Annotated in this window: 17 protein-coding genes and 1 tRNA gene; 7 read left to right on the forward strand and 11 right to left on the reverse strand. The window is 53.9% G+C overall.

The features are described from left to right. The first annotated feature begins 77 nt into the window (after positions 1–77). The gene (locus ACJROR_RS13835; protein ID WP_406547614.1) at positions 78–1,289 is read left to right on the forward strand and encodes a hypothetical protein; all 1,212 of its coding nucleotides are present in this window, start codon (positions 78–80) and stop codon (positions 1,287–1,289) included. Between the two features lie 61 nt (positions 1,290–1,350). Continuing rightward, entirely contained in the window at positions 1,351–2,571 is a 1,221-nt protein-coding gene (locus tag ACJROR_RS13840; protein WP_406547615.1) for a hypothetical protein, read from the forward strand. A gap of 146 nt (positions 2,572–2,717) precedes the next feature. Here ACJROR_RS13840 and gltA read toward each other — a convergent pair whose 3' ends face one another. Beyond that, a complete protein-coding gene (gene gltA, locus ACJROR_RS13845) occupies positions 2,718–4,046 on the reverse strand; it encodes a citrate synthase (RefSeq protein ID WP_406547616.1) in 1,329 nt (442 codons plus the stop codon). A 579-nt stretch (positions 4,047–4,625) separates the two neighbouring features. On the opposite strand from gltA, the gene ACJROR_RS13850 reads away from it, so the two are divergent. From ACJROR_RS13850 to ACJROR_RS13865, 4 genes are all read left to right on the forward strand, one after another. After that, positions 4,626–5,270 (forward strand): hypothetical protein, encoded by a 645-nt coding sequence (locus ACJROR_RS13850; RefSeq protein WP_406547617.1) that lies wholly within the window; start codon positions 4,626–4,628, stop codon positions 5,268–5,270. Positions 5,271–5,501: 231 nt separating this feature from the next. Beyond that, positions 5,502–6,740, forward strand: a complete 1,239-nt coding sequence (locus tag ACJROR_RS13855; RefSeq protein ID WP_406547618.1) for a lipoprotein-releasing ABC transporter permease subunit — start codon at positions 5,502–5,504, stop codon at positions 6,738–6,740. Positions 6,741–6,801: 61 nt separating this feature from the next. Next, on the forward strand, positions 6,802–7,479 hold the full coding sequence (gene lolD / locus ACJROR_RS13860) for a lipoprotein-releasing ABC transporter ATP-binding protein LolD (RefSeq protein ID WP_406547619.1): 678 nt from the start codon (positions 6,802–6,804) through the stop codon (positions 7,477–7,479). A gap of 1 nt (position 7,480) precedes the next feature. Then, a complete protein-coding gene (locus ACJROR_RS13865) occupies positions 7,481–8,818 on the forward strand; it encodes an FtsX-like permease family protein (protein WP_406547620.1) in 1,338 nt (445 codons plus the stop codon). Between the two features lie 143 nt (positions 8,819–8,961). On the opposite strand, the gene ACJROR_RS13870 is transcribed toward ACJROR_RS13865, so the two are convergent. From ACJROR_RS13870 to rsgA, 10 genes are all read right to left on the reverse strand, one after another. Continuing rightward, positions 8,962–9,222, reverse strand: coding sequence for a PDDEXK nuclease domain-containing protein (locus ACJROR_RS13870; protein ID WP_406547621.1), 261 nt, complete (start codon positions 9,220–9,222; stop codon positions 8,962–8,964). Next, a complete protein-coding gene (locus tag ACJROR_RS13875; protein ID WP_406547622.1) occupies positions 9,194–9,535 on the reverse strand; it encodes a PDDEXK nuclease domain-containing protein in 342 nt (113 codons plus the stop codon). The genes ACJROR_RS13870 and ACJROR_RS13875 overlap by 29 nt, the downstream gene beginning before the upstream one ends. Beyond that, on the reverse strand, positions 9,420–9,977 hold the full coding sequence (locus tag ACJROR_RS13880) for a DUF1016 N-terminal domain-containing protein (RefSeq protein WP_406547623.1): 558 nt from the start codon (positions 9,975–9,977) through the stop codon (positions 9,420–9,422). The genes ACJROR_RS13875 and ACJROR_RS13880 overlap by 116 nt, the downstream gene beginning before the upstream one ends. A 391-nt stretch (positions 9,978–10,368) precedes the next feature. Beyond that, entirely contained in the window at positions 10,369–12,033 is a 1,665-nt protein-coding gene (ettA, locus tag ACJROR_RS13885) for an energy-dependent translational throttle protein EttA (protein ID WP_406038217.1), read from the reverse strand. Between the two features lie 174 nt (positions 12,034–12,207). Further along, complete coding sequence (gene frdD, locus ACJROR_RS13890) at positions 12,208–12,573, reverse strand: fumarate reductase subunit FrdD (protein WP_406038245.1); 366 nt, start codon at positions 12,571–12,573, stop codon at positions 12,208–12,210. Between the two features lie 20 nt (positions 12,574–12,593). Then, complete coding sequence (locus ACJROR_RS13895) at positions 12,594–13,019, reverse strand: fumarate reductase subunit C (RefSeq protein ID WP_406038215.1); 426 nt, start codon at positions 13,017–13,019, stop codon at positions 12,594–12,596. Between the two features lie 5 nt (positions 13,020–13,024). Then, positions 13,025–13,771, reverse strand: a complete 747-nt coding sequence (locus ACJROR_RS13900) for a succinate dehydrogenase/fumarate reductase iron-sulfur subunit (RefSeq protein WP_406547624.1) — start codon at positions 13,769–13,771, stop codon at positions 13,025–13,027. Beyond that, positions 13,771–15,660, reverse strand: coding sequence for a fumarate reductase (quinol) flavoprotein subunit (gene frdA / locus ACJROR_RS13905; protein ID WP_406547625.1), 1,890 nt, complete (start codon positions 15,658–15,660; stop codon positions 13,771–13,773). Before frdA ends, ACJROR_RS13900 begins: the two co-directional genes overlap by 1 nt. A gap of 367 nt (positions 15,661–16,027) precedes the next feature. Beyond that, positions 16,028–17,395 carry an archaetidylserine decarboxylase gene (asd, locus tag ACJROR_RS13910; protein ID WP_406547626.1) on the reverse strand — a complete coding sequence of 456 codons (1,368 nt, stop codon included), beginning with the start codon at positions 17,393–17,395 and terminating at the stop codon, positions 16,028–16,030. A gap of 125 nt (positions 17,396–17,520) precedes the next feature. Then, positions 17,521–18,579, reverse strand: coding sequence for a small ribosomal subunit biogenesis GTPase RsgA (gene rsgA / locus ACJROR_RS13915; protein ID WP_406547627.1), 1,059 nt, complete (start codon positions 18,577–18,579; stop codon positions 17,521–17,523). A 364-nt stretch (positions 18,580–18,943) separates the two neighbouring features. On the opposite strand from rsgA, the gene ACJROR_RS13920 reads away from it, so the two are divergent. Further along, positions 18,944–19,019, forward strand: a tRNA-Gly gene (locus tag ACJROR_RS13920).

Here is a 19,019-nt window from a genome sequence, read left to right on the forward strand (position 1 = left end):
GGTTTTTTGTTATGGAGTCGCTGCGGTTTCCGGCACCGGATTGCGCCGGGCGTTTTTAATACCGAGAAGGATTTGTGATGCTGTTTCTCAAAATGTTTTTCAGCTTTTGCGCGTTAATGCTCGTGGCGGCGGTGATTGCCTACTTTGTCGCCTTATATTTTCATTTTAACGTTGCAATTGCCATTGTTCTGGTATCTCTGCCGGTTTTGCTTCTGACGTATTTTCTGAAGAAGTTCAATGTCCGCGCTCATGATGAGCATATTCTCACCCAAGTTGAAAGCTTCTGCGAAGGCCATTATTACCGGAATCCGAAATGGCAGAGGGCTTTTGCCGCATATGAGAGCCGGCATCCCCTGGGGCAGCTTTCCCGGGGCGGCGTCGTCTCTCTGGTAAGGCGGTTTTACCGGTTTTCTCCTCTGAATTTCAAAGCGGCCATTTGGCTCACGGTGGTTATTTACGGCTATGTTCGTTTTATCTCCTTAACAGATGGCCTCGGACGCAATCCGGCGGAATGGGAGTCTTTTCTGCTGTGGAATCTGGAGCTTCCGGCGCTGATTTTTCTGCTTTCCTTTATGATTTCCGGTTTTTTTACCGGAGTGCCCGGCAAGATATGGCGTAAGCAGGTGCGCCGGAGCCGGGCCAAACATAAGTCCGGGCAGCGGGGCGGCTTTTTTCCGGATCCTGAAAAGCTTTTTGATTCCGCAAGGTATCTTTCCGCCGGAGAATCCCTGTTCATTTTCGGGAAGCGGCACCTTCTTATGGCCAATCCCGACGGGGTGATGGTGGTTCCCTGGAGCAGCGTTACGCAGGTTACCCGGGCAGCGCTGATTTTTCCGGTGTATCGCCGCCCCGAGGGCGGTAATAAAAGCTACTGGGGCACTGAGATGTTTCGGGGAGTGATCATCACGTTCCGGCACGAATATAACGCCCCCGATCTGCCGAAGTACTGGCAGGGATCTGAATATGAAATCGGGTGTTTTCGGAAAGACGGAGACTGCTATGACATCCCTGAGATAACAGAGGATGCTGACCCGGATTATGAGCCGGATTCTCTCCGGGAGATGGTGCTTCAGGATGCGGCCCGGGGCACCGGGAGGACGCCTGGGGGCTATCCGGTTACCCATGCGGAATTTTTTCCCATGAACGAATTTGCCATGCATCTCTTCATAAAGGAAATCTGCCAGAGATTTCGGCTGCCCCTGAAGGAGCCCTGCGACGTCAGTAAGAGGTTCAGTCATGAATTTTGGGGCCATGATTACGGCCATTATGATTTGTCGGATTTCTTCTGAGCGCCTGAGCTATGTTTCCGGTGCTGGCTCGCGCCGGGGCTTTTTACACAGGGAATTCTCTATGATTCTTGCTTTCATATATTGGTTTAGCATCTTTGCTTTGCTGGCCTTTGGGATGTTTATTTCCTTCTTAATAATCCAGAGTTACGGTTTTAATCCTTTTGCCGTTATTGGTGTGACATTAGGCCTTCTGATGTTTTTGGCGTTTCTGGCGGATCAGCTCAGGATCCGTCTTCATGATCGCCGCATTATGGCCAAAGCCGAAAGCTTTTGTACCGGCCGGCATTACCGGGATCCGGAATGGCAGAGGGCTTTTGCCGCATACGAGTCCCGGCATCCCTTAAGGCAGCTTTCCCGGGGCGGCGTTGTTTCCCGGGTGACGCGATTTTTTCGGCTGTCTCCCCTGAATTTCAAAGCGGCAATTGCGCTCCTGGTGTTTCTTTACGGCGGTCTTCGCCTGATTGTCGGTGTTGAGGGAGTTGGCCTTGATCCGGCGAAATGGGATTCTTTCCTCCTGTGGAATCTGGGGCTTCCCGTGCTCTTTTTTGTGCTCTTCTTCATTCTTTCCGGTTTTTTCACCGGAGCGCCCTGCAAGGTGTGGCTGAAGCAGATCTCCCGGAGCGAGGGCAGTCATGAGTCCGGAGAGCGGAGCCGCTCCCGGCCGGATCCGGAAAAGGTTTTGGATTCTGCGCGATATCTGTCTTCCGGAGAATCTCTGTTTATTTTCGGGAATAATCACCTTCTTATGGCCAATCTTGACGGGGTGATGCTGCTCCCCTGGAGCAGGATTGCGGAGATCACCCGGGCGGTTTTGGTTTTTCCGCAGTATTTGCGGACAAGGCGTATCGGTAATTATTATTACTGCGGTCTTAAGCTGTATCAGGGAGTGATCATTAGGTTCCGGGATACAGATGATGATGTCAGTGATATACCGCAAGGCTGGCAGGGCGGTTACGCGGACAGCGGTTTTCGGAAGGAGGGGGCCTGCGCCTATAGTCTTCCGGAGATAACAAAGGATTATGAGCCTGATGAGGATCCGGATTCTTTCCGGGAGATGCTGTACCGGGATGCGATGCCAGGAGCGGACAGGAAGAATTGGCTCCGTCCCGCGACCAAGGCGGAATTTTTTCCGATGAACGAGTTTTCTATGCAGATCTTTATTACGGAAATCTGCCAGAGATTCCGGCTGCCTCAGGAGGAGCCCTGCGATGCCTTTAAGAAGTATGACCGGGAAGCCCGGGAGCATGATTACAGCGATTATAATTTGTCGGATTTTTGCTGAGCTGAGGAGCGGTATTCGGCCGGCTCTTAACTGAGACAGAAAAAGGAGCCCGGAATTATTCCGGGCTCCTTTTCAATTGTGTGAGGGAAGGGGAGCGTGAATCCTTCCGGCGTTCTCTTCAGGTTATTCCGCCGGCAGAATCAGCATTACTTCTCCGGGCGCGTGATAATGCACTTCTCTCTTTCGTTAAGCGGCTTAACCTCCCGCTCCGGCTGCCCGATGTAGACCTGACGGGGTCTTCCGATGCGGGATGCCGGATCCTCGTTCATCTCGATCCAGTGGCTGATCCAGCCAACGGTGCGGGCCAGGGCGAAGATTACGGTAAACATGTTGGTGGGAATGCCAATGGCATTCAGCACGATGCCGGAGTAGAAGTCCACGTTGGGGTAGAGCTTGTGCTCGATAAAGTAATCATCGTGAAGAGCGATCTCCTCCAGCTTCATGGCGACGTCCAGAAGCGGATGGTCGGAGATATGAAGCTCGTTCAGCACCTCATGACAGGTCTGCCGCATCACCTTGGCGCGGGGGTCGTAGTTTTTGTACACCCGGTGGCCGAAGCCCATGAGGCGGAAGGGATCGTTTCTGTCCTTGGCCTTGGCGATGTACTGGGGAATGCGTTCCACGGTGCCGATGCGCTCCAGCATGCGGAGACAGGCCTCGTTGGCGCCGCCGTGCGCCGGGCCCCAGAGAGAGGCCAGACCGGCAGCGATGCAGGCATAAGGGTTGGCTCCGGAGGAACCGGCAATGCGCACCGAGGAGGTGGAGGCATTCTGTTCATGATCGGCGTGCAGAATGAAGATGCGATCCAGCGCTCTTTCGATTACCGGATTTACCTCGTAATCCTCGCACGGGGTGGCAAACATCATGTTCAGGAAGTTACCGGCATAGCTTAAGGAGTTCTTCGGGAACATGAAGGGCTGGCCGATGGAGTACTTGTAGGACATGGCGGCCAGAGTCGGCATCTTGGCGATGAGCCGCATGGCGGTGAGCTCCCGCTGCTCCGGATCGTAAATGTCCAGAGAGTCGTGATAGAAGGCGGAAAGGGCGCCGGCAATGCCGCACATGATGGCCATGGGGTGGGAATCGCGGCGGAAGGCCTTGAACAGGGAATTAATCTGCTCATGCACCAGGGTATGATGGGTGATGCGGTGTCTGAACTCCTGGTACTGTTCGTTGTCCGGGAGATCGCCGTTCAGAAGCAGATAGCAGACCTGCAGGTAGTCGCAGCCGGTAGCCAGCTGATCAATGGGGTAGCCGCGGTAAAGGAGCACGCCTCGGGCTCCGTCGATAAAGGTAATGCGGGAATTGCATGATGCTGTAGAGACAAAGCCGGGATCATACGTGAAATACCCGTGGGAACCCAGAGCTCTGATATCGATAACCTCCGGACCGAGAGTTCCTTTCAGTATGGGCAGCTCTATGGGATCCATACCGGGTATGGAAAGAATAGCTGTCTTCTGAGCAGTATCAGACATTTATAAAACTCCTTTGCAAAAATAAACCTGGAATCGTCAGGGCTGCCGTTATTTCCCGGGGGAAATAGCGGAAACAAAGGCCTCATGACGCTTCCCGTCTCATCACGGAGACAGATAATGCCCTTTTTTATATTGGCTGTTCTGCCGGCCTGACTTTGGGCGCGGCTTAGCGGAAAAGGGCTTTTTCCGGCACCGGATTATGACGGACAGGATCCTTCCTGTCCTCGTTTTCCGAATTTGTCCTATTTTACACTTTGTCCGGAAAATTGTCCGGAAAAATTGGAAACAGAAAACAGCCTGGGCTGGCCCCTGAACTGTTTCCTTTTTCAAGTGCCTGCCTTGTGTCAGGTTCCGGGCGGTTTCCCTGTCTTTTGCTTTTATTTGCTGTCTTGCCGCTGACTCCCTTTTGCGACTCTTGCATTATCCCGGAGCATCATTCAGAATTTACATCCGGTGCAGGGCAGGGAGCAGACTCCTCATTTTCCGGAAAAATGCCGGAAGACCGGGCCGGCTTTTGCCCGTTTTGCGGTTTCTTATGGCCTGCTGCTGCCGGCCGAGATTAAAAAATGCGAGGATCTCATGGCTCATCTTCATGAAATAGAGTTTCCGGTATTAGCCGAGCTTGAGCATGTTCCGGAGGGAACCCTAATTCCGGAGGCCCGGGATCTTGCTCAGGAGATCCCGGATCTCTTTCTGCTTCGGGGCAGCTTTCCGGATCTCTCCGGCCGCTGTTCCCGGGAAATCGCGGGAGAAGGAAGCCATTTTGCGGCGCTTCTGGAACTGTTGCTTCTGGAGCGGGAGGAGATTCTGCGTCTTGAAAGGCTTCTGGTGCGGGAGAGAATTTCCGCCCGGGAAATGATTTCCGGAAGAAGTCTCCCCAAAACCGCCACCTTCGGAGGGAGCGGGTTCAGCTTTGCCCGGGGGGAGCTGGATGCTGCGTTCGAAGGAACATTTTCCGGGAAGCCCGGGGATTTTTACCGGGTGAAGCTGTATTTTCCGGAGGAGGGAAATGCCGTTTATGCCTATGCGCTCTTGGAGGCTCCGGAGGAGGATCGGGAAAAAACCGGGGACAGCGGCAGGGTACGGTTTTCCTTTTACCGGATCCGTCCCGAGGATGAGGACGCCATTGTGGAAATGGTCTTCGCCCGGGAACGGGAGTTCCTTAAGAAACGCAGCGATGCCCGGGAGCGGGAAAAGGAGCTTCTTTCCCAAAACCAAAAATGATCTTTGCTGGAAATGATCTTTGCAGGATCAGTCGCTGATTTTTTATGCCGGGCGGCATTTCCCGGCGACACGGGCAGGGTGATTCCTGTATAATTTTTTGTTTTTTAAAGGCCGCATGGGATGTTCTGGCGAGATGCCGGAGACAGAAAAGGCGGCCGGCGATAACCGGTATTTGCGGAGGAGCGGCAGGGGCGCCGCTTTTCCATCCCGGACGGCGGAGGCAACAGACAGGTGAAAAGAAAAATTTTCAGTCCTATTTTTCTTTCAATAGGTCTCAGCTACGTTTTTTCTTCCGGACGGCACCGTTTTGCGTCCGTGATTGCTTTATTATCCATGCTGGGCATTATGCTGGGCGTGGCGGCTCTTATCATTGTCGTGTCGGTAATGAATGGTCTTGAAGGGGATCTTAAGGAGCGGCTCCTTTCCGAGGTGCCCCATCTCGTGATTACCGGATCCGGAGGGACTATTGCCGAGGATGCCGATGTGAGCCGTGTCCTCCGTATTCCCGGAGTAACCGCCGCCATGCCCGAAATCTCCGACGAGGTGCTTATTCAGGGAGAGAACGCTCTTACCGGAGCCCGTCTTTACGGCATTGCGCCTTCCCGTTATCCGGTGCATGATCTGCTCCGCATTGATGCCGGTTCCGCCGCCTTTGCTAATTTGGAGCCCCGGAGCTTCGAGGTTATTATGGGCGCTCCCCTGGCTGATGCCCTGGGGGCTCTCCCGGGAGATCGGGTAAGAATCATTTCCACCTCCGGAGCGCGCTATACCCCCTTCGGGAGAGAGCCGGTGCAAAGGCTCTTTACCGTTTCCGGAGTCTACCATCTGGGAGTGGTTTCCTCCGGAGGCGTTCCCGTGGTGCTGGCCAGCATGGAGGATGTCCGGAAGCTCCTTCGCTATCCCAAAGGCGCTGTATCCGGCTTCAGACTGTGGCTAAGTGATCCCTATGAGGTGGATCGGGCGCGGAAGGCGGTTCAGGATCTGGGCTTCAGCATTGCCTCGGACTGGCGGGAGACCGAGGGGGAATTCTTCCAGAGCATCGCTATGGAAAAGTTTATGATGACTCTGATGCTGGCCCTTATTGTTGTCGTGGCCGGCTTTAATATGCTGTCCGCTCTAATTATGGTGGTGGTGGGCAAGCTTCAGGAAATCGCCATCCTGAGAACCATGGGCATGACCTCCCGCACCATCATGGGAATATTCGTGGTGGAGGGGGCGATCTCCGGCATTGCGGGAACCTTGCTGGGCACCGGTCTCGGGCTTCTTCTGGCCTTTAATATCGGAACCACCCTCAGGATGGCCGGGCTTTACAAGTATTTCGGGGCCATGGCCGGCATTCCGGTTCAGGTGAATGCGACTTATGTGCTGGTTATTGCCGCCAGCGCCATTGTGATGAGCTTTCTGGTAACTCTTTATCCGGCCTTCCGGGCTTCCCGCACCCGTCCGGTGGAGTTTTTGAGGTATGAGTAGGGAAGCATGAGTAAGAGCAGGACAGGAGTAAGAGCAGAACAGGAGCAGGGAGAGAGGCAGGATGAATACTGAAAAGCTTTTGGAGGTTACCGGACTTACCAGGGTATACCGGGAGGGCAGCATTGAAACCAGCGTGCTCCGGGGGATTGACTTCAGTCTTAATGCTCATGAAATGACCGCAGTGATTGGGGCCTCCGGCTCCGGCAAGAGCACCCTGCTTCATATTCTCGGCACGCTGGATGCTCCCACCGCAGGACAGGTGCTTTTCCGGGGCCAGGATCTGTTCCGGCTTCCTCAGTCCGCCCTTGCTGTTTTCCGGAACCGGCATCTGGGGTTTGTCTATCAGTTTCACCATCTTCTGGCAGACTTTTCCGCTTTTGAAAATGTCGCCATGCCGCTTTTAATAGCCGGCACGCCCCGGGATGAGATCAATGAAAGAGTAACCGCTCTTTTGGAAAGGGTGGGGCTCCGGGATCGGATGCATCACCGGAGCTCAGAGCTTTCCGGAGGCGAGAGACAGCGGGTGGCGATTGCCCGGGCCATTGTGAATAAGCCGGATCTCCTCTTGGCCGATGAACCTACCGGAAATCTGGATCATAAAAGCGCCGGCAGCGTGTTTGATCTCCTTCTGGAGCTCCGGGAGGAAGCCGGTTCTGCCATGATGATCGTTACTCATGACCGGGAGCTGGCTTCCCGCTTTGAAAGAGTGCTGACCATGAGAGACGGGGTAATTCAGTAAAATGCATAAGCTCCTTCCTGCTTTAATAGGCTTCCGCTTCTCCTCCTCCGGCAGAAAAACCATGATGTCCGGCTTTATCAGCAAGGCATCCGCCATCGGGGCTGCCATCGGGGTGATTGCCATTCTGGCGGGGCTTTCGGCCATGAACGGCTTTGAAAGAGAGCTCCGCTACCGGGTGCTGGGGGTTATTCCGGCTGCCGAAATCTATCCCGTGGAAGGCGAGTACATTCTGGGCGTTTCTGAAAAGACTCGGATCCTGGCAGAAAGTCCGGCGGTGGCGGCGGCAGCTCCGGAAATCATCATTAATGGTCTCGTTTCCGCCGGGGGCGTTTATAAAGGGGTACAGGTCAGGGCTGTGGATCCCCAGGCGGAGCTTGAGGTGCTGCATCTCAGTCCCTTTATCAGAGAGGGCAGCTTTCTGGCAGCGGATAATAATTCCGCAGAAAACCCTTCTCCGGAAAACCATTCTCCGGAGAATGCGTCCGAAACAGAGGCTCCCGGCATCGTTCTGGGGAGCCGTATTGCCCGCAAGCTGGGGGTAAAAATCGGAGACAGCGCCGAGTTTCTTATGGCGGCGCAAAAGGCGTCCGAAAGCCGGGATCAGAGCGGCCCCAGAGCTCTCAGTTCCGCGCGCTTCCGGGTGACCGGCATTCTGGAAATCGGCGGACAGCTGGATGCTGCGGTGGCCTTCATAAACATAAATGAAGCCAGAAAGCTTTTGGATCTGCCGGAGGATTCCGCTAATAACATCGCCTTCAGAACTGCTGACATATTGCAGGCGGGAACGGAATGCATGGACGGAGCCCGTTATCTGGCCCAGCGGGTTTCCGCCGGAAATCTTTATGTCAGAAGCTGGATGTCGGTGCAGGGCCGGCTTTACAAGGATATCCAGATGATAAGATCCATTCTCTATCTGGCTCTCTTTCTGGTGATTTCCGTGGCCTGCTTCAATATTGTTTCCAGCCTGATAATGGCCGTCAATGACAAGCGTTCCGAGGTGGCGATTCTCCTTTCCATGGGATACTCCCGGCTGGCGGTGATGGAGACCTTTGCCGTGCAGGGAGCGATAAGCGGCTGCGCCGGAACTTTAGCGGGCATTATTCTGGGCGTTCCCCTGGCGGTAAATCTCTCGGAGATAGTAAGCGGCATAGAGCATGTTTTTGGTTTTCACGTGCTGAATCAGAATGTGTACTTTATCGGCTTTGTTCCCACGGAATTCCACTGGCAGGATGCGGTTTATGTCGCCGGCATTGCCGTAATCATGAGCTTTATGGCTACGGTGATTCCGGCGATCATGGCCTCAAAAATCAAGCCGGCCCGGGAGCTTTCGGGAAAGTAACAATCTTGGGTACTGGCTCCATGACATACTGCTCATGGACAGCCGGTGATTTCTGATATGGCGCTGAATCTGGCCAGTGGCAGCCACTAAGGACAATACCCCCAGTTTGGTAAACAAACTGGGGCCTCTGGGAGGACTATGATCTACAAGCCGGCTCCATCCTGTTCGTTCTGTTCTTTCTGCTGAAGATAAAAAATAGCCTTCTGTGCCTCGATCTCCGCGCGAATCTCGTCTTCCGTTGGCAGATACAGCTTATACTTGGCGGCAAAAAGCTGTTCGCTCCCATGCATCACGGAATACCTGGCGATATCTTCATCAGTTTCAGAGCATAGCACGATCCCCAGTGTGGGATTGTCCCCCTCGCCGCGCTTAAGTTCATCGTACATGCGAATATACATGTCCATCTGCCCGACGTCCTGATGGGTGATCCCTTCCGGTTTTCAGATCAATCAGCACAAAGAACTTCAGGATGTAATTGTAGAACACGAGATCGATAAAATAATCCTGCTTCTCCGTATGGATGAGCTGCTGCCGTGCGACAAACGCATAGCCCTTGCCGTTGCCCAGCAAAAACTTCTGCAGATTGGATAGGATTGCGGACTCAAGCTGCGTTTCTGTCGTATCGATATTGGAGGATAAGCCAAGAAATTCCCCAATGACAGGATTCTTCAGGTATTCCAGCCTGTCCTTCTGATAACTGGCGGTGAGCTTCCGCATTTCCTGTTCCGCAGGAGCGGTGTTCTGAGATGATATTGAGACGGCAGTAATACTGCGTGTCAATGTTCTGCTGCAATGCGCGAACAGCCCATGCCTGCTCGGCGGCTTCCCTGGTATACCACGCTCTGGCCTTATCGTCCTTCACCTGCAACAGAGTCCTGTAATGTGTCCAGGAAAGCAGCGGCTTCTTCGTGAAGCCCTTGCCGTGTTCAGCCGTCAGTTCTCTGGATAGCGTTTTGATGACCTCCAGCCTATATTGAGCGCGATCACCGCCGCGCAATTCTTCTTCCGCAATTCTGCGGCCGATAAGCCAGTTTCGCTGAACAAGGGTGAAATTGACAGCCTGATATGCGCTGACACGAGCCCCCTCGATGATATTGCGGAGATCCTGCAGGATGTCTCGAGTATTTGAATATTTCACATGAGATACGTTACTGTCCATTTATTTCGCCTCCGCTCTGTCGCTGACCTCAAACCATTTTTTCGAGATTGCTGAAATCTATATTATGTGATTCTGAGAAAGCTTTTATGCTTTTCACAATACCAAGTTTGTCCTCGGTTTAATTTTCATATAACGCGAATGAAATGCCTCAGCAACTTCTTCCATTATACTGTGAACGGCATTTCTGATTTTAAGATCCCTCTCACCAGATATGCCTCAAAGCGGTTATCCGCACTGCGGCTTCACCATAAAAAAGGGAGACGCTTTCGCTGTCTCCCTTTTTCACTCAGCATTCCCTATTCGGAATCTGTCTTTCTACCCAGCCCTTCCTGAAAACCAGACCTTCAGGAATAAAGCTTCCTCTGAATAGCAGGTATTTCCAGACCGGCTATCAGACCACGTTTCTGAACTTGCGCCGATGGGGCTTAATGGAATCAGCACCGTAGGTCTTAACCTTCCATTCCTCGTATTCAGTGAAGTTACCGGCATAGAAGGTCACCTTGCCGTCATCCTGATAGTCGATGATGTGGGTGGCGATACGGTCCAGGAACCAGCGGTCATGGGAAATCACCATGGCGGATCCCGGGAATTCCAGAAGGGCGGTTTCCAGCGCCCGCAGGGTTTCCACGTCCAGATCATTGGTGGGCTCGTCCAGGAGCAGGAGGTTGCCGCCTACCTGGAGGAGCTTGGCCAGCTGGAGGCGGCCTCTTTCGCCGCCGGAGAGATCGCCCACTCTCTTCTGCTGATCGGTGCCCTTGAAGTTGAAGCGGCCGATATAGGAACGGGCGGGGATTTCATAGCTGCCTACCTTTAGGATGTCCTGACCGTTGGATATTTCTTCAAATACGGTCTTGGAGTTGTCCATCTTGTCCCGGAACTGCTCAACGTATGCCAGCTTCACGGTGCTGCCCAGTTCGATGGTGCCGGAGTCAGGCTGTTCCTGACCGGTGATCATCTTAAACAGAGTGGATTTGCCGGCGCCGTTCGGTCCGATAATGCCCACAATGGCTCCCTTGGGTATGGAAAACGACAGGTTGTCGATGAGGGTGCGGCCGCCGTAGCTCTTGGTGATGCCGGTAACCTCCAGCACCTTGTCTCCCAGTCTTTCCCCGGGCGGAATAAAGAGCTCGTTGGTTTCATTGCGTTTCTGGTATTCGGCGCTGTTCAGCTCTTCAAACCGAGCCAGACGGGCCTTGGATTTGGCATGACGGCCCTTGGGGCTCTGCTTTACCCACTCCAGTTCCCGGGCAATGGATTTCTGCCGGGCGGATTCCTGGCTTTCCTCCTGCTTCAGGCGGTTTTCCTTCTGCTCCAGCCAGGAGGAGTAGTTACCCTGCCAGGGAATGCCCTCGCCGCGATCCAGCTCCAATATCCAGCCGGCTACATTGTCCAGGAAGTAACGGTCGTGAGTAACTGCTACCACGGTGCCGGGATACTGATGCAGAAAATCCTCCAGCCAGGCAATGGACTCGGCATCCAGATGGTTGGTGGGTTCGTCCAGAAGCAGCATATCCGGCTGTTCCAGAAGGAGCCGGCACAGAGCCACCCGGCGCCGTTCGCCGCCGGAGAGCACCTTGATCTGAGTATCGCCGTCAGGGAGTCTCAGGGCGTCGGCAGCCTTTTCGATCTGGTTGTCCATATTGTGTCCGTCTCCGGCCTGAATAATAGCCTCCAGATCGGCCTGCTCCTTGGCCAGAGCATCGAAGTCGGCATCAGGTTCGGCATAGGCGGCATAGATTTCGTCCAGCCTTTTAAGAGCCTGAGCTACCTGTCCCAAAGCCTCTTCCACGGTTTCGCGGACGGTTTTTTCAGGATCCAGCACCGGCTCCTGGGGGAGATAGCCGATCTTAATCCCCGGCTGCGGTCTGGCCTCGCCTTCAATCTCGGTATCAATGCCGGCCATGATCTTTAAGAGAGTGGATTTTCCGGCGCCGTTAAGACCCAGCACGCCGATTTTGGCTCCGGGGAAAAACGACAGGGAAATATTTTTCAGAATGAATTTCTTCGGGGGAACGAGCTTGCCCACCCGGTTCATGGTGTAAATAAACTGTGCCATGTCAGTCCTGCGCAAAATAAAAAAATACCTTAAAAACGCCTAAAGAATAGCACATTAACGGGGCGCATTAAAGGGAAAATGCGGGAAGCCAGGGTAAAAGCCGGAATAATGGCGGCAATAAAAAACCTCCCCGGAGGGAGGTCTTGTAAGTACTTGATTTAAGGAATCAAACTGTTATGCAAAGCTCAGGTTGAGGATCCCGTTCTTAATCATGCAGTAGCCGAATACCAGCACCCCTGCCAGCACAGTCAGCACCAGAGCTCCCCAGTACAGCACATAGTGGTGCAGCGGGGTGGGCTTGATCAGAAGGTCATGGAGACTGTGGTAGATACGGTGCAGACCATGCCAGAGACAGCCGGCGATGATGCAGAATACCATCAGAGCCCCAAACGGGTTAGCGATAACATTGAAGTAGTGGAAGCAGTTAACTCCCAGTCCCTGAAGCAGCATAAGAACCAGCAGGGCGGGGAGAGCCATGCCCACAACCATGCCGCCGGCGCCGAACAGGCCCCAGTATACCGGCTCATCAGAGCGACGAATCTTTTCCATTTAATATCTCCTTAAGCCAGGGTAAAGAACAGGATGATCACCAGCGATGCGAAACCGGTGCAGCCCCACAGCGTGAGCACATAGAACTTCTCAGGGATAAGCTTGGTGTCATCAGGCTTGTTGGTGAAGAACCTGCGATCAGCCTTCGGCATCAGGTTATACCAGGTGTAGGCATGGAAGCAGGCAGCCACCAGAGCCACCAGGTTCAGCAGCAGGGCAATGGGATTGCCCAGCACTGCGGGAACGGCAGCATCGGCGGTCTTGATCCCGAAAAAGGGAAGCGCGGTGAGCACGATAAGCTCCAGAGCAACAAACACAGCCAGGAATGCGGTTCCTTCACGCAGCATGTATGCCTTATAGAAGCCCCAGTCCATCCACCAGGTTCTTTTAACCGGACGGTGGTACGGTTTACGGTAGGATTTTACATTGTTATCCATCTCAGTTACTCCGGCTTAAACATTTTGATTACGTAGTCGATGGCGCTGTCCTTCTTGCCCAGCTGAATGGCTGAGGCCGGATCCACGCCTTTAGGACATACCTGAGAGCAGGCGCCCACGAAGGTGCAGCTCCAGACGCCTTCTTCGGCGCTCATATGCATAAGACGCTCCTTCTTCCCGGCATCGCGGGTATCGGCATTGTAGCGGTATGCCAGAGTCAGGGCAGCCGGGCCGATGAATTCCGGGTTGATCTTATACTGCGGGCAGGCAGCATAGCAGCAGCCGCAGTTGATGCACATGGCGAACTGGCGGTACTTCTCCATCTGCTGCGGAGTCTGGATGTAGCTCTCGGTAAGAGGCTTATGGGCATCCTTCTCGGCAGGAATGACGTAAGGCTTGATGCGCTCAATCTTTTCGATCATGTCGGAGATGTCAACTACGAGATCGCGCTCAATGGGGAAGTTGGCCAGAGGCTCAACCTTCATGGTCTGGGTCTCATCGTAGTCCCGGAGGAAGGTCTGGCAGGCCAGTCCCGGAACCCCGTTGATCATCATGCCGCAGGATCCGCAGACTGCCATGCGGCAGGACCAGCGGAAGCTGAGATCCGGAGCCAGAAAGTCCTTGATGTAGTTCAGGGCTTCCAGAAGCGAAGTCTCATGATGGAAAGGGACATCGAAATCCTGAAAATGCGGTTCGGAATCTGTCTCAGGGCGATACCGTAAAACAGAAATCTTCATAGTCTTCTCAGCCATTATTTCTCCTCCTGAATGGTGGCGGCCTGAGGGGCGTCGGCTGCGGGAGCCTGAGGCTGTTCCGGAGCCTGGGTCTGTTCCTGGGCTGCCTGAGCCTTGTTCTTTTCAGCAGCCTCTGCTTCAGCGCCGTAAACACGCTTGGCAGGCTGGAAACGGGTAATCTTCACATCGCTGTACTCGATTCTGGGAGAGGCGACGCCGTCTTCATTGATGAAGGCCAGAGTGTGCTTGAGGAAGTGCTCGTCGTCACGCTGCTTGTAAGCTCCGTCCGGGCCGTCAAGACGCTGGTGAGAACCGCGGGATTCCTTTCTGTTGATGGCAGAATGAGCCATGCACTCGGCAACCTGAAGAGTGTATCCCAGCTCAATGGCATTCAGGAATTCAGTGTTGAACACGCGTCCGGCAGTGTCCTTGATCTTGATGTTGCGATAACGTTCCTTAAGTCCGTTAAGCACATCAATGGTCTTCTGCATGGACTCCTCTTCGCGGTAGATGCCCACGCCCTCTTCCATGGAATCGCCCATTTCGTGGCGGATCTTGGATACGGATTCGGTGCCGTTGCCGTTAAAGAGTTCAGCGACCTTCTTAATGGCTTCATCAGCCTGCTTAACGAGATATTCCTCGTTGCCGTATTCCTGGGTCTTGGCAAACTTGGCGGCTTCTTCGCCGGCAACCTTGCCGAATACGATGGTTTCAACGAGAGAGTTGGAACCGAGACGGTTAGCGCCGTGAATGCCCACGGAGGCGCATTCGCCTGCAGCGTAGAGACCGGGCTTTCTGGTGGCAGTCTTGCCATCGGTTTCGATACCGCCCATGGTGTAGTGCACTACAGGACGTACCGGTACCGGATCCTTGGCAGGGTCAACGCCGGCATAGGCCTTGGCCAGCTCGCAGATGAGCGGGAGACGTTCTTCGAGGTAGGCAGCGCCCAGATGTCTCATATCCAGGTAAACAGCATCGCCCAGCGGCATCTTGATGGTGCGGCCCTTCTTCTGTTCGTTCCAGAAGGCCTGAGAAACCTTGTCGCGGGGACCAAGTTCCATGTATTTGTTCTTCGGGTGTCCCACAGGGGTTTCCGGTCCCAGACCGTAGTCCTGGAGGTAGCGGTAGCCTTCCTTGTTAACCAGGATGCCGCCTTCGCCGCGGCAGCCCTCGGTCATGAGAAGACCGCAGCCCAGAAGGCCGGTAGGATGGTACTGCACGAATTCCATGTCTCTGAGAGGGACACCGTGTCTGTAGGCTAAAGCCATGCCGTCGCCGGTTACAATGCCGCCGTTGGTGTTGAAGCTGTAGGCCCGTCCGGCGCCGCCGGTGGCGATGATTACGGACTTGGCAATAATGACTCTGGGAACGCCGTTCTGAATGTCATAGGTTACCACGCCCTTGATCTGGCCGTCTTCTTCCAGAAGGTCAAATACAAAGTGTTCGTCAAAGCGCTGAATAGAAGGATATTTAACAGAGGTCTGGAACAGCGTGTGGAGCATATGGAAGCCGCTGCGGTCTGCTGCAAACCAGGTGCGAGGCACCTTCATGCCGCCGAAACGTCTGACGTTTACCTCACCGTTGGGCTTGCGGCTCCAGGGGCAGCCCCAGTGCTCGAGCTGATAGAGTTCCTTGGTGGTGTTGGCAACAAAATAATCCACTACATCCTGTTCGCAGAGCCAGTCGCCGCCGGCAACGGTATCTTCAAAATGCTTCTGGAGGGAATCGTCATCACGTACCACACCTGCAGCGCCGCCTTCTGCTGCAACCGTGTGTGAACGCATCGGATAAACTTTGGAAATGAGGGCAATCTTTACGGTTGGATCCAGCTCTGCCACAGCGATGGCTGCACGCAGACCAGTTCCGCCCGCACCGACAATGGCGACATCGGTCTTTACTATGTCCACAGTGTTCTCCTGAATAAAAAAAGAAAATTAAAAAAAGAAGCGACTCCGGAAAAGAGTCGTTAAAACTGCCGATTATCATATCAAAAAAATGATAAAAATTCTTGTTTATGGGGCTTGAACTTATGATTTTTAGATCACGGGCAGAAAAGGACGGTAAGTAAAGAGGTCTGTTTTCTGAAAAAAGCGAAAAACGGAGTTCGCTTTGCCATGATGCCGGGAATGAACGGAAAAAGCTTCCCTGACGGAAAACTGCCTGGCGTTCCGAAAAATAACGGATACCAAAAATAACGGGGCTTTCCCGGAACATGCGGAAAAGCCCCATTGCGGCCTGAGGCCGCCTAAAGTACAGACTTAACAGGTAAAACTGCTATTTTCTTTTGCCGCTCTTGCTTTTGCGAGAACGTTTGGCAGTGTCCTTCCGGCCTGATGCGGCACTGGCTTTCTTTTGCGGCTGAGCCGTTTCGCCGGATGCAGAATCCTCTGCCGGTTCCTCGGAAACGGGAGCTTCATTCTGGACAGGCTCATCGTAAATCAGAATATCATCCTGAACAGATTCCTCGGAAGCCGGGGCTTCTTCCTGTGCAGGCTCTTCTGGAGCCGGAGCTTCCTCCTGAACGGCCTCCTCGGAAGCCGGAGTTTCCTCCTGAGCGGGCTCTTCGGAAGCCGGGGCTTCTTCCTGAGCAGGTTCTTCGGAAGCCGGAGCTTCTTCCTGAGCTGGCTCCTCGGAAGCCGGAGCTTCCTCCTGAGCAGGTTCTTCGGAAGCCGGAGCTTCTTCCTGAACGGGCTCTTCGGAAGCCGGAGATTCCTCCTTAACGGTATCCTCGGCAGCCGGTTTATCTTCTTCTGTTTCTGAATCCGGGGACTTGGCACTGGCGGCGTTTCCGGCCACATACCCCATAAGGGTTCCCATCTTCACGGCGGATCCGCTCTTCTGTTCCGGAGAGAGAGTTACGGACTTCTTTCCGAAAATGGTGATGACGGTGGAACCCAGCTTGAAGTATCCGATCTCCTCGCCCTTGGCATAGGTCGGAGCGGTTTCGGCGGGGAATTCGGTAACCTTGATTTTGCGCTCCTTGTTCGGAGAAATGATGCCGATTCCGGTAATGCCGATGCTGCCGACAATGGTAGCTCCCACAAATACCAGAGCCATGGGGCCGGCTGCAGTATCAAAGATTGCCACGGCTCTTTCGTTTTTGGCAAAAAGTCCTTCAATTCTTTCCACATAGTCCGGATTTACGGAATAGTACTTGCCGGGAATGTAGATAATCTTTCTCAGGGTGCCGGCCATGGGCATGTGAATGCGGTGATAGTTTGAAGGAGCCAGATAAATGGTTTCGAAATTACCGTCTTCAAAGGGCGCGGAAACCTGTTCGTCGCCTCCCAGCAGGGTTCTCAGGGAGTAATCCTGTCCCTTGGCGGCAATAAGGCGGCCGTAGGTGATGTAGCCGTACTCGGCAATGGTGCCGTCCACGGGGGCGGCAATGGCGTTAAGACCACGGGGGAGCGGCCGCAGCCCGGGTTTGAGCTCTCTTATGAAAAATTCGTTAAAGGTTTTGTAGTCCTCGGGGTTTTCCTTTACCGCTTCCTTCATGTCAATATGGTAAATGCTGATAAAGGTTTCGATGACAAATGTGGTTACTTCCCCCCATTCCCTTTCCGCAAAAAAACCGGCGGCGCGGGTGAGAAACTGCTTGGGAGTCAGGTGATGTATCAGGGTTTTAAGCGTTTTAATCATAGTCGTCACAAGATCCTTAGAAGCGTGCTCCTTGATAATGAATTTGAGTAATTCTATCGCTGCCGCCGGAAAAAAAACGTGGGCGACTGAAAAGTCACGGCATAAAGTTGCTTTTGCGGCCCGGACTATTTGCGGGAGTTCTTTTTTCCGGGGATCCGGTAGGCATCAGGCATGTTTTCTGTCATGGATTCCAGTATCCGATGGTAGTTTTCATAGCGGAAGCCGGCAATTTTCCCCTGGTTTACCGCCTCCCGCACCGCGCAGCCGGGATCGTTTTTATGCTGGCAGTCCCGGAAGCGGCAGGCGCCGGCAAAGGGGGCGAAGTCCCGGTAGCATTTTGTCAGTTCCTCCCGGGAGAGATGCCAGAGTCCGAATTCCCGCACTCCCGGGGTGTCAATAATGATGCCGCCGTTTTCCAGGTGGTAGAGCCGGGAGCCGGTGGTGGTATGCTGTCCCAGATTGGAGTTTTCCGAGATGCTGCCGATTTCAGCCCGGGCATCCGGGATCAGGGCGTTCAGAATGGATGATTTTCCCACCCCGGATTGTCCTGCCAGAATGGCGGTTTCTCCGGACAAACGATCCCGAAGAGCGGGAATGCTGGTTCCGGCCGCTGCGGAAACCGTCAGGGTTTCGTAGCCGATTTCCCGGTAGACCCCCAGAATTCTGTCCAGTTCCGCCTTTTCGGCATCCTGAAAAAGGTCATGCTTATTAATGACAATAAGAGGGGGAATGCCCGAGTTTTCCGCTGCAGCCACATAGCGGTCAATAATATTGGTGGAAAGCTCCGGCTGTTTGGCTGATACCGTTACTATAAGAGAAAGATTGGCGGCCACCGGACGCAGACCGTCGTAGTAATCAGGGCGGGAGAGGAGCGACGTTCTGGGAAGGACGGTTTCGATTAGTCCCCGGGCATCGTCTCCGGAGGACAGGGGCGGCCGGTAGAGCACCTGATCCCCGGTAACAATGCTGTCCACGGTTCTCCGGATATAGACCTTGAAGGAGATGCGGGAGTCATTATCCTCCACCAGCGCCGCTTTGCCGAAGCGGCTTATGACGGTGCCTCGGGCCACGGGGCCCAGATCCCCCGAAAGTTCTCCAGGCAGGCTTTCCTGTTTCTGATGGAGCTTTTCCACCCGGCGGGCCACGTTGCGTTTCTGACTGTTGGTAAGTTTGTTTTTGCTCATGATTTCCCCGAAAAGGCGCGGAGGGGCGGAGACTGGCATTGCCGGCTCCGGCGTCTGTGTTTGGTGAAATTATAAAGGAAAAACAGAGCTTAGGCAGCAGAGGGGGAGCGACGGGAGGGATCTGCACCGCTTTCCGAGAGCCGGAGCTTTCAGTGATCTTCCGCTAGCTAATTCCCGGCAGCAGAAAGGAGCTTTTCGGGGCAAAAAGGGCAGAAAATCCTCTGGCAGCAGCTTAAAACCCCAAAAAAAGACTCCAAACAGGCTGCAATTGCTCAAAAAATAACCAAAAAACAAGTTTTTTTGAAAAATTTTAAAAAAGTGTTTGTCAAAGGGGGAAAGAACTGTATAATGCACCTCGTTGACTGCGGGAGTAGCTCAGTTGGTAGAGCACAACCTTGCCATGGTTGGGGTCGCGAGTTCGAACCTCGTTTCCCGCTCCA

The organism is Succinimonas sp. (assembly GCF_045225735.1).
GTDB lineage: Bacteria > Pseudomonadota > Gammaproteobacteria > Enterobacterales > Succinivibrionaceae > Succinimonas.

Coding starts and splice junctions, on each gene's coding strand:
- ACJROR_RS13900 (WP_406547624.1), bottom strand. CDS start 13,771: ATGGCTGAGAAGACTATGAAGATTTCTGTTTTACGGTATCGCCCTGAG.
- gltA (WP_406547616.1), bottom strand. CDS start 4,046: ATGTCTGATACTGCTCAGAAGACAGCTATTCTTTCCATACCCGGTATG.
- ACJROR_RS13880 (WP_406547623.1), bottom strand. CDS start 9,977: ATGGACAGTAACGTATCTCATGTGAAATATTCAAATACTCGAGACATC.
- ACJROR_RS13895 (WP_406038215.1), bottom strand. CDS start 13,019: ATGGATAACAATGTAAAATCCTACCGTAAACCGTACCACCGTCCGGTT.
- ACJROR_RS13875 (WP_406547622.1), bottom strand. CDS start 9,535: ATGCGGAAGCTCACCGCCAGTTATCAGAAGGACAGGCTGGAATACCTG.
- ACJROR_RS13870 (WP_406547621.1), bottom strand. CDS start 9,222: ATGGACATGTATATTCGCATGTACGATGAACTTAAGCGCGGCGAGGGG.
- ACJROR_RS13850 (WP_406547617.1), top strand. CDS start 4,626: ATGGCTCATCTTCATGAAATAGAGTTTCCGGTATTAGCCGAGCTTGAG.
- ACJROR_RS13840 (WP_406547615.1), top strand. CDS start 1,351: ATGATTCTTGCTTTCATATATTGGTTTAGCATCTTTGCTTTGCTGGCC.
- ACJROR_RS13865 (WP_406547620.1), top strand. CDS start 7,481: ATGCATAAGCTCCTTCCTGCTTTAATAGGCTTCCGCTTCTCCTCCTCC.
- asd (WP_406547626.1), bottom strand. CDS start 17,395: ATGATTAAAACGCTTAAAACCCTGATACATCACCTGACTCCCAAGCAG.
- rsgA (WP_406547627.1), bottom strand. CDS start 18,579: ATGAGCAAAAACAAACTTACCAACAGTCAGAAACGCAACGTGGCCCGC.
- ACJROR_RS13835 (WP_406547614.1), top strand. CDS start 78: ATGCTGTTTCTCAAAATGTTTTTCAGCTTTTGCGCGTTAATGCTCGTG.
- ettA (WP_406038217.1), bottom strand. CDS start 12,033: ATGGCACAGTTTATTTACACCATGAACCGGGTGGGCAAGCTCGTTCCC.
- lolD (WP_406547619.1), top strand. CDS start 6,802: ATGAATACTGAAAAGCTTTTGGAGGTTACCGGACTTACCAGGGTATAC.